Origin of the sequence: Colwellia sp. D2M02 (assembly GCF_018860755.1) — a bacterium.
In the GTDB taxonomy this organism is placed as follows: domain Bacteria; phylum Pseudomonadota; class Gammaproteobacteria; order Enterobacterales; family Alteromonadaceae; genus Colwellia; species Colwellia asteriadis.
On sequence record NZ_JAHKPW010000044.1, the window covers coordinates 1 to 13,457 of the forward strand.

11 protein-coding genes and 1 other RNA gene are annotated in these 13,457 nt (G+C 39.2%); 7 read left to right on the forward strand and 5 right to left on the reverse strand.

The features are described 5' to 3' along the window. A non-coding RNA gene (gene ssrS, locus KO495_RS07355) (6S RNA) lies at positions 1 to 154 on the reverse strand; the annotation flags it as partial. 163 nt (positions 155 to 317) lie between these two features. Next, positions 318 to 626, reverse strand: coding sequence for a cell division protein ZapA (gene zapA, locus KO495_RS07360; RefSeq protein WP_215979760.1), 309 nt, complete (start codon positions 624 to 626; stop codon positions 318 to 320). A gap of 189 nt (positions 627 to 815) precedes the next feature. Between zapA and KO495_RS07365 the strand changes: the two genes are divergently transcribed. From KO495_RS07365 to gcvP, 7 genes are all read left to right on the forward strand, one after another. After that, positions 816 to 1,418, forward strand: a complete 603-nt coding sequence (locus tag KO495_RS07365) for a UPF0149 family protein (RefSeq protein WP_215979761.1) — start codon at positions 816 to 818, stop codon at positions 1,416 to 1,418. A gap of 84 nt (positions 1,419 to 1,502) precedes the next feature. Then, the gene (gene pepP / locus KO495_RS07370) at positions 1,503 to 2,885 is read left to right on the forward strand and encodes a Xaa-Pro aminopeptidase (protein ID WP_215979762.1); all 1,383 of its coding nucleotides are present in this window, start codon (positions 1,503 to 1,505) and stop codon (positions 2,883 to 2,885) included. A gap of 118 nt (positions 2,886 to 3,003) precedes the next feature. Beyond that, positions 3,004 to 4,278 carry a 2-octaprenyl-6-methoxyphenyl hydroxylase gene (gene ubiH, locus KO495_RS07375; protein WP_215979763.1) on the forward strand — a complete coding sequence of 425 codons (1,275 nt, stop codon included), beginning with the start codon at positions 3,004 to 3,006 and terminating at the stop codon, positions 4,276 to 4,278. Positions 4,279 to 4,414: 136 nt separating this feature from the next. Continuing rightward, positions 4,415 to 5,671 (forward strand): UbiH/UbiF/VisC/COQ6 family ubiquinone biosynthesis hydroxylase, encoded by a 1,257-nt coding sequence (locus KO495_RS07380; protein ID WP_215979764.1) that lies wholly within the window; start codon positions 4,415 to 4,417, stop codon positions 5,669 to 5,671. Positions 5,672 to 5,888: 217 nt separating this feature from the next. Continuing rightward, entirely contained in the window at positions 5,889 to 6,992 is a 1,104-nt protein-coding gene (gene gcvT, locus KO495_RS07385) for a glycine cleavage system aminomethyltransferase GcvT (protein ID WP_215979765.1), read from the forward strand. Between the two features lie 176 nt (positions 6,993 to 7,168). Next, positions 7,169 to 7,558, forward strand: a complete 390-nt coding sequence (gcvH, locus tag KO495_RS07390; protein WP_215979766.1) for a glycine cleavage system protein GcvH — start codon at positions 7,169 to 7,171, stop codon at positions 7,556 to 7,558. Positions 7,559 to 7,884: 326 nt separating this feature from the next. Further along, positions 7,885 to 10,797, forward strand: a complete 2,913-nt coding sequence (gene gcvP / locus KO495_RS07395) for an aminomethyl-transferring glycine dehydrogenase (protein ID WP_215979767.1) — start codon at positions 7,885 to 7,887, stop codon at positions 10,795 to 10,797. A 129-nt stretch (positions 10,798 to 10,926) separates the two neighbouring features. Here gcvP and KO495_RS07400 read toward each other — a convergent pair whose 3' ends face one another. From KO495_RS07400 to KO495_RS07410, 3 genes are all read right to left on the reverse strand, one after another. Beyond that, positions 10,927 to 11,148, reverse strand: coding sequence for a retron Se72 family effector protein (locus KO495_RS07400; RefSeq protein WP_215979768.1), 222 nt, complete (start codon positions 11,146 to 11,148; stop codon positions 10,927 to 10,929). Next, the gene (locus KO495_RS07405; RefSeq protein WP_215979769.1) at positions 11,141 to 12,319 is read right to left on the reverse strand and encodes a reverse transcriptase family protein; all 1,179 of its coding nucleotides are present in this window, start codon (positions 12,317 to 12,319) and stop codon (positions 11,141 to 11,143) included. The genes KO495_RS07400 and KO495_RS07405 overlap by 8 nt, the downstream gene beginning before the upstream one ends. A gap of 667 nt (positions 12,320 to 12,986) precedes the next feature. After that, complete coding sequence (locus tag KO495_RS07410; protein ID WP_215979770.1) at positions 12,987 to 13,310, reverse strand: hypothetical protein; 324 nt, start codon at positions 13,308 to 13,310, stop codon at positions 12,987 to 12,989. Between the last annotated feature and the right edge of the window lie 147 nt (positions 13,311 to 13,457).

Here is a 13,457-nt window from a genome sequence, read left to right on the forward strand (position 1 = left end):
TAGTCCTGAACACCGTGTGTTCAGGGCGGAAATATCATGTTAACCGTAGGCTTCCCGATACGAGCCGGGCTTGCACAATAGCTAATAGTCAACTTCCTAAGGTAAAACTTATCGGCTCAGGGACACTGTTCGCATACAAACACCCCAGAAGACATTTTTAGTATAGCGAAAAATAAACCAGCCTATAAGTTTTTTTTGGTAAAAAATGCTTAAATGTTGGCAAATTGGGCGTTATGTAGCTTTATTAAACTAAATAGAAAAAGAATACGCTTTACTAGTGAATAAATAGAAAAAGTGACAGGTAACTAAATGAAAAATTAAGCACTTTTTTTATTGATAGGTGCTAGGGCTTGCTCAATAGTTGATTGTAAAAGAGCAATTTTTTCTTTATTTTCTTGCTCTTGTGCAGCAAGCTTTTGCTGGGTTTGGAGTAGATCATTCGCTAAGTTTAGCGCTGTCATTAATAAGGTTTGCTCTGGCGTGCTAACCGTTTTACCTAGCTTAGCTTTTGCTAAGCGCTCACTTAACTCGTGCGCAGCAGACAGCAAAGCCGTTTCTTGTCCGTGCGGACAAGCTACTTTAAGCTTGCGATCAACAATGTTAATTTCTACGGTGCGTTGCGCCATGTGAGAAAAATTCCAATAATTATTATACATATAGCTATTAAATCCATTTTAATAGCATGATCAAGACGATCTCGTCAATCATAACGAGGCTTAGCTTGTGATGCAAGTAAATGGCGACTTTTCTGTCACTTTAATAATAGCAATGTTAACATTGGCGTTATCTTTTTTTGTAATGATAGTGCGTAAACCATGACCGACAATACTTCAAATAACTCCTTAGAAAATAACCAAATAGACTTTGCTACTATGCAAGCAATTATCACCACAGAAAATGTTAAAGCACATGCAAGTGAAATTAATGGTGTATTAGCTGGGTTAATTTGTGCTGGTTTTGCCTTTGAAGATCAAAGTTATATTTCAATGCTTGATGACTTATTTAATAGCGGTGACAGTTTCCCGAAAGCGGTTAAGTCAGCAATTAAACAAATGTATGCTGAGCTTTGGAGCAATATATTAGATGACAGCTACAGCTTTAGCTTGTTATTACCTGATGACGATGACTCTATTGCAGAGCGTGGCCACGCGTTAAGTGTTTGGGTACAAGGCTTTAATTTAGGTTTTGGTTTACAGCAAAAAGATAATCCTGTTGTTTCGGATGAAGTGAAAGAAGTGCTGAGCGATTTTAGTGAAATTGCTAACTTATCTGATGAAATGGACGAAGATGAAGACACTGAGCAAGCTTATTTTGAAATCAGTGAATATGTACGAATTTCAGCCCTACTATGTTTTAGTGAATTAGCCGTACCGCCATCGCGTGAACCGGCAAGCACAACTAATAGTACTATTCATTAAGCGAGTTGATAATTGTTTAACAGATACACATTAACTAAACGATAAAAACAACCAATAAAAACGCGAATAAAAATAGGTAAAATTATGTCTTCATCAGCTACTTCATTAACTGAGTTAACGTTAACAGAGCTACCATTAACTGATTTTAAAAAGCACCGCGATGCTTTATTTTCGAAGTTACCAAATAACAGTATCACCTTAGTCAAAGCAGCTAAAGAAGTTACTCGTAGCAATGATACCGAGTTTGGTTTTTGCCAAAACAAAAACTTTTATTATCTTACCGGTTTTAATGAGCCTGATGCATTATTAGTACTGATCAAAAGTGAAGAGGGCGAGCAACAATCTATTTTATTTTCGTTACCCAAAGATGCTCATCATGAAATATGGCATGGTCGTCGTATCGGCCAAGAAAAAGCCCAACAAGATTATGGTTTTGACCGTTGTTTTGAGGTAAGTGCAATTGATAGCCTAGTGCCCGAATATTTAAATGGTAAGCAGCAAGTGTTTTTTGGCTTTGATGACAATGGTTTTGATAGTAATAGCTTTGCCGCGCAAGTATTTACTTGGTTAAAAACTGTTAGAGGCACCTTGCGTCAAGGCGGTCATGTACCCGAGCACTTAAGTGACGTTAACCCTATATTGGCCGACTTACGTGTAATCAAAAGCAGTAACGAAATTGCTTTAATGCGCCAAGCAAATGTTATTTCAGGCACTGCTCATCAACGCGCAATGAAACATTGTCAGGTGGGATTATTTGAATATCAAATTGAAGCCGAAATTCTTCATGAGTTTGCTTACCATAAAGCGCGTTATGCGGCATACGGAACCATTGTTGCTGGTGGCGATAATGCTAATATTTTGCATTACACCGACAACAGCGACAGTTTAAAAAATAACGAATTATTATTAATTGATGCTGGCGGTGAGCTAGGCGGTTATGCTGCCGATATAACCCGAACCTTTCCTGTTAATGGTAAATTTACGCCGGCGCAAAAAGCCATTTACCAGTTGGTACTCGGTGCTAAAAATTTAGCTGTTAATGCGATTAAACCGGGTGCTTGTTTTGCGCAGTTAAATAAAATAACTAATGAGTTTTTAACTAACGGCTTGGTTGAGTTAGGTATTTTGTCTGGCGATATAGATAAATTGATAAGTGAAAAAGCAGTCAATGCTTATTTCATCCACGGTTTAGGGCACTGGTTAGGTTTAGATGTTCATGATGTTGGCGACTATTACATAAATGAGCATAAAGAACAGTTACGTGCATTTGAGCCTGGTATGGTGATGACTATTGAACCAGGTATTTATATTCCGCTTTCAGATACGAGTGTTGATGAAAAGTGGCGCGGTATTGGTGTACGCATTGAAGATAATATTGTTGTTACTGAGCAAGGGTTTGAAAATTTAACCACCCATGTGCCAGAAACAATTGCCGATATTGAAGCATTAATGGCAACTAACGACTAATTAGCAGGCGCTATAAATTAATCGTTAATGAATGAGCGTGAGATCAAAGTTTTATCATGCGCGTTTTTTTATACTGTACCTATACAACGACTAGTGAAGTCAATTGATACATAGAAATATGAACCAACACAATCCACAATTTGATATTGTTATTTCTGGCGGCGGTTTGTCTGGTAGTTTACTAGCACTGAGTTTAAGTCAGTTGACCAAGGCCGATGGCAGCTTGTTGTCTATTGCTATTGTTGAAGCTACTGCTTATTCGCCCAAAGCAGCGACATCAGCAACAACTCATCATAGCTCACCATTGTTTGATGATCGTGTCTTAGCGCTATCTCATGGCAGCGCTGATTATTTAAAAAAAATCGGCGTGTGGTCATTATTACAAGCAGACGCTTGTGCAATTAAAAATATCGATATTTCAGATCGTGGTTACTCTGGCAAAGCCCGTATTGCAGCTAATGAATATGGCGTAAGTGCGTTAGGTTATGTCATTGATATGGCACTTATTGGTAACGCGCAATTACAGCGTTTAGCGCAATATTCTAACGTGACTTGGTTTAGTCCCGATACCATTGTTGATATTGAGTGGCGTGCCACTGAGCAAGTTACTGAAAAATCTGTCAATCAAATTAGCGTTAAACTCAACTCCGGTACACAACTAAAAACGTCATTGTTACTTGCTTGTGACGGCGTTCAATCTCCTTGTCGTCAACTTGCTAATATTACTGTAAAAGAAAGCCACTATAATCAATCAGCAATTATTGCCAATGTTGCTACTGAGCATTTCCATCACTATAAAGCGTTTGAGCGCTTTAGTGAGTTTGGTCCTATTGCCATGCTGCCATTACCTTCATTAGTTAACCAACAAGGGCAGGGACGTTGTTCTTTAGTGTGGACATTACCACCTGAGCAGGCTGTTAATATTGCGTCACTTAGCGATGATGACTTTAAAACAGCGCTTGAATTAGCTTTTGGTAGTTGGCTTGGCAGTATTACTCAAGTAGGAAAACGTAGTGTTTATCCGCTTAAATTATTGCAAGCAGAGCAACAAACCTATCATCGTATGGCGCTGGTTGGCAATGCCTCACATACTATTCATCCTATAGCAGGTCAGGGTTTTAATTTAGGTTTGCGTGATGTCAAAGTAATGAGTGAACTTATTGCCCAAGCGCTTGCTTCACAAAAAGATATTGGCTCATTTGCGTTATTACAGCAATACCAACAAAGCCGAGCGAATGACCAACAACAAGTGATCAACTTAACGGACTCACTAGTTACCTTATTTTCAAATACGTTAACCCCGTGTGTTATTGGACGAAATATCGGTTTGCAGGCGCTCAATGTGATAGCGCCATTTAAAAATGCGTTAGTTAAGAAAACTATGGGTTACTAATATTAGGTTTAATTTATAGTTAAATTGCGTTTAACTTACGCTTATTTTACGTTTTAATTACCTGCGAATTAACAGTAAATCAGCGTTTGATAAAATAGAACGTCAGTGGCGTAGCTACATTTAAAAAGAGAAAAACATGCAAAAATTTGATGTCTTAATTGTTGGCGCCGGTATGGTTGGCCTAACACTGGCTTTAGCGCTACGTAAAAATAGTCAACTGAGTGTAGCAATTACCGACACTACCCCGTTAGCTCAAATAGACAACGAACACGATGTTCGGGTGAGTGCTATCAATATTGCGAGTAAAAACATTTTCGACAACCTTGGCATCTGGTCTGAAATTTCACAAAATCGTCATCAAGCCTATCAACATATGCATGTGTGGGATAAAGCGAGTGGCGGTAAACTCGACTTTTGTGCCAGCGATGGTGATACTTTTCCTCCGCAAGACCATTTAGGCTGGATCATCGAAAACAAAGTGATCCGTCATGCGCTTTGGCAAAAAGCTCAAGCTGATGAAGGGATTAGTTTTTTTACTGACAGTAAATTAGCCAGTATTGCTGTGGGCGACAGTGAAGTATTTGCCAGCTTTGCTGCTCCTGAAAACCTTAACGCAGGAAACTCTGCTCCGAGTATGCCTATTTTAGCTAAGTTATTGGTTGGTGCCGACGGTGCTAACTCTTGGGTTAGGCAGCAAATAGACATGGAAATGTTCTTTAAAGATTATGATCATCACGCCATTGTTGGCACAGTAAAATGCCCGCAAGGTCATCAAAATACCGCATGGCAAGTATTTCTAGAGTCGGGACCATTAGCTTTTTTACCCCTTGAAAGTGAACATAATGATTTATGCTCTATTGTTTATTCAACCTCACCCGATGAAGCGCAGCGCTTAGTTAATAGTAACAAAGTTGAGTTTGCTAAAGCGTTAACAGCGGCCAGTGATGGTAAGTTAGGTGATATTGAATTAGTGAGCGAGCGTTTTACTTATCCGCTAACCATGCGTTTGGTACAAAATTTTGTTAAAGATCGCGTTATTTTAATTGGCGACGCAGCTCACACTATTCATCCTTTAGCAGGCCAAGGCGTTAATTTAGGTTTGCTTGATGCGATTGCGCTTGTTGATACCTTATGTGCCCAGCCAACAAATGAGCTAGCTAATGCTCAAGCATTAAAAGCGTTTGCGCGCTGGCGCAAAAGTGAAGCCAGTGAAATGATTGCTGCTATGGCCGCCATTAAAGAAATGTTCGCGCCAAAACCTGCGCCATTAGCGCTTATACGGGGTTTGGGGATGAATATACTGAACCATGTTGCGCCAGTAAAAAACACCTTTATCAGCCAAGCATTAGGAATAAAAGATAACCTGCCGAGCATGGCGTATAAAATACAGTAAATAATTTTCAGCGCTTTATTTGTTCGGTTAACATTTACAAGCTTTGTAGTTGTTTTTTATTTTTAAAACTGCTTTTAATTAAAATTTTATTCGGGTTAGTTGTTTTAGTTGGGTTTATATTTTATTGAGCGCTCATTTGTTGTTGAATCAACATCTGCTGAGCGCTATAATCGAGCACAATTGAACACGTAACGTTGTTAACTTTTAGGTGAAACACATGACAAATAAAACCGTATTACATGCTAAGCATTTAGAATCAAACGCTAAAATGGTTGATTTTTATGGCTGGGAAATGCCAATTAACTATGGTTCACAAATTGAAGAGCATCACGCTGTTCGTCAAAATGCAGGTATGTTTGATGTTTCACACATGACCATTGTTGACGTACAAGGTGCTGACGCTAAAGAATTTTTACGTTATTTAGTGATTAACGACGTTGCTAAGTTAACGGTTGCAGGTAAAGCACTTTACACTGGCATGTTAAATGAAGAAGCTGGCGTTATTGATGACTTAATCATTTACTTCTTCTCAGATACCGATTATCGCTTAGTGGTAAACTCAGCAACACGCGAAAAAGATTTAGCGTGGATGAATAAACAATCAGCAGGTTTCGATATTACCATTACTGAGCGTCCTGAGTACGGCATGATTGCTGTGCAAGGCCCACAAGCTAAAGCGAAAGTAGCTAACTTATTAAACGATGCTGAAACAGCAGCCGTTGATGGTATGAAACCATTTTTTGGTGTACAAGTAGGCGATTTATTTATCGCTACAACGGGCTACACTGGTGAAGACGGTTACGAAATTATTGTGCCTGATAGCGCTGCTGAAGAGTTTTGGCAAAAACTATTAGACCAAGGCGTAGTACCTTGTGGTTTAGGTGCTCGTGATACCTTACGTTTAGAAGCAGGTATGAACCTTTACGGTTTAGATATGGACGAAAGCGTTTCACCATTAGCTGCTAACATGGCGTGGACTATTAGCTGGGAGCCTGAAGATCGTGACTTTATTGGTCGTGCAGCACTTACCGCGCAAAAAGAAGCGGGCGATCAGCCTAAACTTGTTGGCTTAGTACTTGAAGAAAAAGGTGTGCTGCGCACAGGTCAGAAGATTATTACTGAACTTGGCGAAGGTCCTCTTTTCGAAGGAATCATTACCTCAGGTACTTTCTCTCCAACATTAGAGCACAGCGTTGCATTAGCACGTGTGCCGCGTAGTGTTAAAGTAGGCGATACTGTTGAAGTAGAAATGCGTAAAAAATTAGTAAAAGTTACGGTAACTAAGCCAAGCTTTGTACGTAACGGCAAAAAAGTTTTCTAAATTCGTCTCCTTGAAATAATAGCAATACCATGTAACCGCTTAAATAATTAAGCGGTTAGTTTGGCCACTCAAATACGGTACTGCAATTTCAATTATTTAGGATTTATACTATTATCTAATAGTTTTTGTGCGATAAAAATTTACATAAATTAAAAAATTACATTAGGAAAATTAAAATGAGCAACATCCCTTCAGAGTTAAAATACGTAACATCACACGAATGGGTTCGCGTTGAAAGCGACGGTATCGTTACTGTAGGTATTACTGAGCATGCGCAAGGCCTTTTAGGCGACATGGTATTTGTTGAATTACCAGACGTTGGCGATGCAATTACAACAGGCGACGATGTTGCTGTTGCAGAATCTGTGAAAGCAGCTTCTGATATTTATGCTCCAGTTTCAGGTGAAGTTGTTGAAATTAACGAAGAATTAGAAGACTCACCAGAGCTAGTTAACTCTGACGCATTTGGTGACGGTTGGTTATTTAAAGTTAAGTTAGACGATGCAAGCGAGTTAGAAAGCTTACTTGATGCCGAAGGTTACGCTAACTCTATCGACGAAGATTAATTTTCGTTTTTAGCGTTGTTAATCAACTTTAGTCGGCATTGTTGACGTTATTGGTTTTGTCACTTAGTAGTGTTCGTACACTAAGCTCTAACGCCAAGTAACTTAACAGCTTTGCCTACAGACTGATTACCTTAGCTAAAAAACTTAAAGCCTCCAACTGTTTACGTTTGAGGCTTTCTTTTATTCTACTGGAATAAAAGAGCCCAGTATTATTACGCCAAACGGTAATAACATCACCCTCGACATTTATTGGCGAGAATGACCACGTTAACGTTTGCAGCTATTTTTAAATTTACGTAATTTACCTACAATTAAGTGAAACTGTTATGACCTCAAAAGCAACTGTTAGCTCATTATCTGAGTTAGAACAAACTCAAGATTTTATTCGCCGCCACATTGGCCCAAGCGAAGCACAAACAACTGCCATGTTAAACGACATTGGCGCAGAATCTGTTGATGCCCTAATTGATGAAATTGTACCCAGCGATATTCGTTTAGCTGACCTTCCAAACATCGAAGAAAGCAAAACAGAAGTAAAAGCATTAGCTGACTTAAAAGCAGTTGCTAGCTTAAATAAAGTTAACGACACTTACATTGGTTTAGGTTACTACGGCACCTTAACCCCTAACGTTATTTTACGTAACGTGTTAGAAAATCCAGGCTGGTACACAGCGTATACGCCTTACCAACCAGAAATTGCGCAAGGTCGTTTAGAGTCATTATTAAACTATCAACAAATGTGTTTAGACCTTACTGGTTTAGACCTAGCATCAGCTTCATTACTTGATGAAGCAACTGCAGCCGCTGAAGCAATGGCGCTAGCAAAACGCGTATCTAAAAACAAAAAATCAAACTTATTCTTTATTTCATCTGATGTTTACCCACAAACAATCGACGTGGTAAAACAACGCGCCGAAATGTTTGATTTTGACATTATTGTAGCACCAGCAGACGACGTAGTTAATCACGACGTATTTGGCGCACTTTTACAGTACCCAAGCGCAACAGGTGAAGTACGTGATATTTCAGAGCTAATTGCCAAAGTTCACGAGAAAAAAGGCATTGTTGCCGTAGCTGCCGACATCATGAGCTTAGTGTTATTAAAAGCACCAGGTGAGTTAGGCGCTGATGCTGTTATCGGTTCAACGCAACGTTTTGGCGTACCAATGGGTTACGGTGGTCCTCACGCAGCATTTTTTACAACCTCAGATAAATACAAGCGCTCTTTACCAGGTCGTATTATTGGTGTTTCTAAAGATACGCGCGGTAACAATGCATTACGTATGGCAATGCAAACACGTGAGCAACACATTCGTCGTGAAAAAGCTAACTCAAACATTTGTACCGCTCAAGTATTATTAGCGAACATGGCAGCGTTTTACGCAGTTTACCATGGCCCTAAAGGCTTAAAAGTTATTGCTAATCGTATTCACCGTTTAGCTGATATTTTATGTTTAGGTACGGCATCTAAAGGCTTAACGGCTGTTCATGCTAACTACTTTGACACATTAACATTTAACCTAGATGCTATTGACGGCTTTAGTAAAGACGAAATCGTAGCACGTGCATTGGCAGCAAGCGCTAACTTGCGTACTGACGTTGACGGTCAAATCAGCATTTCACTTGATGAAACAACAACGCGTGAAAACATTGCTACGTTGTTCGACATTTTATTAGGCGAAGGGCATGGTTTAGACGTTGCCGCTTTAGACCAGCAAGTTATTGATTGTGGTCACTCGTCAATTCCAGCGTCATTAGTACGTGAGTCTGAAATACTAACGCACCCAGTATTTAACTCATACCACAGCGAAACAGAAATGCTTCGTTATATCAAAAAACTTGAGAACAAAGATTTAGCATTGAACCACTCAATGATTTCTTTAGGCTCTTGTACCATGAAGTTAAATGCAACTGCGCAGATGATCCCAGTATCATGGCCTGAATTTGCAAATATGCACCCATTTGCACCTGTTGACCAAGCACAAGGTTACAAGCAAATGATTGACGAACTAGCTGACTGGTTAGTTGAATTAACAGGCTACGACAAAATGTCGATGCAACCTAACTCAGGTGCACAAGGTGAATACGCAGGCTTAATTTCAATTGTTAAGTATCACCAAAGCCGTGGCGATTCACACCGTAACATTTGTTTAATTCCATCTTCTGCACACGGTACTAACCCTGCAACAGCGCAAATGGTTGGTTTAAAAGTGGTTGTGGTTGATTGTGATAAAGAAGGTAACGTTGACATGGCCGACTTAACAGCAAAAGCTGAAGAGTTACGTGACAACCTAGCATGTATCATGATCACATACCCGTCTACGCACGGTGTATACGAAACAACTATTGCAGAAATTTGTAATATTATTCATGACAACGGCGGCCAAGTTTACCTTGATGGCGCGAACATGAACGCACAAGTTGGTTTAACATCACCAGGTCATATTGGCGCTGATGTTTCACATCTTAACTTACATAAAACTTTCGCTATTCCACACGGTGGTGGCGGCCCAGGTATGGGCCCTATCGGCGTTAAAGCGCATTTAGCACCATTTTTACCTGATCACGCATTAATCAACGTAGGTGAAGAAACCAAAGGTAATGGCGCGGTATCTGCTGCACCATTTGGTAGCGCAGGTATCTTATGTATCTCTTACCTTTACGTAGCAATGCTAGGTAAAAAAGGCGTAACTGATGCAAGTAAATTTGCCATCACTAACGCTAACTACATGGCGAGCAAGTTAAGCCAACATTACCCGTTGTTATACACAGGTAAAAACGGCCGTGTTGCACACGAATGTATTATTGACCTACGTCCGCTTAAAGCAACCTCAGGTATTACTGAAGTTGATATTGCTAAGCGTTTAATTGACTACGGTTTCCATGCGCCAACCATGTCGTTCCCAGTAGCGGGCACGTTCATGATTGAACCAACTGAATCTGAGTCTAAAGTTGAATTAGACCGTTTCATTGAAGCAATGACTTGTATTCGTGATGAAGTACGTAAAGTTGAGTCAGGTGAGTGGGAACTAAACAATAACCCATTACAAAATGCACCGCATACACTAGCGGATATTACTGATGTTTGGGATCGTGGTTACACGGTTGCCGAAGCAGTATTCCCAGTACCAGCTGCGGCAGCTAACAAATTCTGGCCAACGGTTAACCGTATTGATGATGTATACGGGGATCGTAATTTGATTTGTTCATGTCCTCCGATTGATAGTTATGTTGATTAGTTAACTGATTGATATGGAATGATAAAAAGCGAGCTAAGGCTCGCTTTTTTTGTTTTTATTGATTAATGTAGGTTCTGGCAGAATGTAGCAGGGCGCTTATTTTCGTTATCTCATGTTTAATATGGCTAATTAAGCTTGGGCTATCAACTCTAGCTTATATGCTCTTGGCCCCTTAGGCTTCATCTGTATTTCAAACTTTACGTTGTCTCCAACTGTTGGTTCGAATCCTAAATCAGGTAGTTCATCAAAAAGAAAAAATACGTCTTTTCCTTTCTTCCGCCTGATAAAACCTAGCCCACGGAATGGGTCGTACATATTAATAATACCTATATCTTCATTTGTATTAGCCATGCCAGTATTCTCTTATAGTGGGGACATTTTGATAATGAGCTTGAAGCTGTTGTCTTAAATGTTTAGATAACTTTTTATGAGTCCTACTTAATATACCACAACGGTAAATAAGCTTATTGAATATCTTAATATGGCCATGTTTTTGATGATATTCTCGTGGAACCTTTAAAGCTTTTCTAATTAGCTTTTTGGTTTTTATTATTTCGATGTCGTCATAACAAGGTAAAACTGAGCTCATTCTAGCTCTAAGCCTTTTTGCTTGTGAGTGCCCGAGTCTCTCGAGTTTAGCTACTAAACCAGAGGACTTATTCCAAAGTTCATGATAGTCGGAAGAGTCTTTCATAGATGGATATTTTAATTCACAATTATAAACTAACTGTCTTATATATCTTCTCTCCAACTTTCTAGCTTTCGGTTTGGCGTGTCCAACCCATAAACCTGTAACTTCATACGGGTTCTTTTTGTTTTTATATTCTTTTTTAGTCTTCTTTGTATTGAGTTTTAAATCGTACTTAGTGAACATAGAGACAACAAATTTAATGTTTTTTGTTATTTCGGTTTCATTTAGTCTTTTCTCAGAAGATATTGATACATCATCAAGTAGTCGTGAATATATGACCCCTTTAGTTCTTAGGGCAGACACGATAGAATACTCACTATTAAAAAATATTAAATTTGCTATGTAGCTAGAAGTGACAGCACCTTGAGGAACAAAGCCCTTATAGGTAGTCAAAGTAGTTAATATTTTAGAGACTTCATCAGGAAAATTCAGAAATTGTTTAAATATATCGTAAACATATTTTTCTTTAATGTTTGGGTAAAAATTCTTGATGTCTAAACTTATTAAAGTATTAGACTTTGAGTGTATTTTAGCATTTTCTACATAATCACGACTATCAGGTGCCTTAATTCCACCCTGCAAATATTTGGGATATTGAACTTTTTCAAAGATTCTAGAATTAATGCGTTTCTGTAGTTTTTTTAATTCATATTTTGGATCAAAAACAGTTCTAATTTTATTTGTCTTTGGGTGTGGATGTAGTTCAAATTCAGCATAAGAATTATCAACACGACTAGCAATTGATATGAGTCTTTTAGAAGAAATTCCGAGGGTTCTAGCTAATAATTCTATAGAGCCTATAGCTTGATAGGGGTAGTAGGGCTTGTCCATTCAAAAATCCATTTTAAGGAAGTGAGGTTTTAAAGGTTTGGAGTTTGCTATAGGAAAAATTTACTCAAATAATCAACCAAATTAATGATAACAAATATTCTTTTAACTATCGCTATAGCTTTAGGAGCATTGAAGTCTGAAACCAGTCCTTCATGACCTAACGGTTCGGGGTTAACTTGCTTCTTCGATTCGATACTGCCTCCAGATATCAAACTAAAGTTCTTCGTTTTATTCGTAAATCTGATGTAAAAACTAAATTTTAACATTGTGTTCTCCTTTATTTAAGTGAAGCGAATTTAATCGCGCCAGACCAATAATGGAATAACCAGAAATAATTTAATTAACCCGTCACACAACTCCAACCTAAAAGCCAGACAACTGTCGCCTAAAGTAGCGATAAATAAACACCAAAACTTCATACGGAGATGAAAGTGATGGGGTCGCAGGAGCCCGGTCATGATCCTTTCGGATCGCTCAATTAAGAGCATCGATTTTCTGTTTTTTGATTTACTTAAAGAACGTAGCAAATAGGCGAATAACACCTACCCAGCTAATTTATGTTATTAATGTATTGATATCAAGCTATTTTTTTAAAGTTAAATAAATGGGGCTGAGTCAATTTAATTGATTTGTCGCGGTGGCGACGACACCCAAAAGAAAAGGGGGGCTAAACGCCTTTTGACTTACTGAGCCCTCTGGACTCCCCGGGCGCTGCTACATCAAACGTGATCCTACATTCAGCACAAGATCTTCGACGTAACAGCGCTGAACGGGCGTCAGGACAATATGCTCCTGCATTGTCTAATAAGGTACATCCTGTACCGTCATGCCCTACATCGCTTTGTTCATCATCCATGATGAACATACGTGAATATTGTGCTTCATTTCGGCGTTTGATGAAGCAGACTTGGTGCTTGTTTCTTCTTTCGTGCATCACTGATGTTAAAACTAACGACAGTGGTACAGCGATCACCAATTCCCATCTCAGCAATTCAATCACCAACTAACAAAGGTAGGCCTCAACCCGAGACAGGACGTCGAGGGCTGCCGCTGTTCATGGAGGATAAATCGGCAGGAATCGAAGGCTACGTTAGTTGGTGTTTGAATGCTTTGCTGAGCAGGGCGCCACGGGGATTCC

Coding starts and splice junctions, on each gene's coding strand:
- zapA (WP_215979760.1), bottom strand. CDS start 626: ATGGCGCAACGCACCGTAGAAATTAACATTGTTGATCGCAAGCTTAAA.
- KO495_RS07365 (WP_215979761.1), top strand. CDS start 816: ATGACCGACAATACTTCAAATAACTCCTTAGAAAATAACCAAATAGAC.
- pepP (WP_215979762.1), top strand. CDS start 1,503: ATGTCTTCATCAGCTACTTCATTAACTGAGTTAACGTTAACAGAGCTA.
- ubiH (WP_215979763.1), top strand. CDS start 3,004: ATGAACCAACACAATCCACAATTTGATATTGTTATTTCTGGCGGCGGT.
- KO495_RS07380 (WP_215979764.1), top strand. CDS start 4,415: ATGCAAAAATTTGATGTCTTAATTGTTGGCGCCGGTATGGTTGGCCTA.
- gcvT (WP_215979765.1), top strand. CDS start 5,889: ATGACAAATAAAACCGTATTACATGCTAAGCATTTAGAATCAAACGCT.
- gcvH (WP_215979766.1), top strand. CDS start 7,169: ATGAGCAACATCCCTTCAGAGTTAAAATACGTAACATCACACGAATGG.
- gcvP (WP_215979767.1), top strand. CDS start 7,885: ATGACCTCAAAAGCAACTGTTAGCTCATTATCTGAGTTAGAACAAACT.
- KO495_RS07400 (WP_215979768.1), bottom strand. CDS start 11,148: ATGGCTAATACAAATGAAGATATAGGTATTATTAATATGTACGACCCA.
- KO495_RS07405 (WP_215979769.1), bottom strand. CDS start 12,319: ATGGACAAGCCCTACTACCCCTATCAAGCTATAGGCTCTATAGAATTA.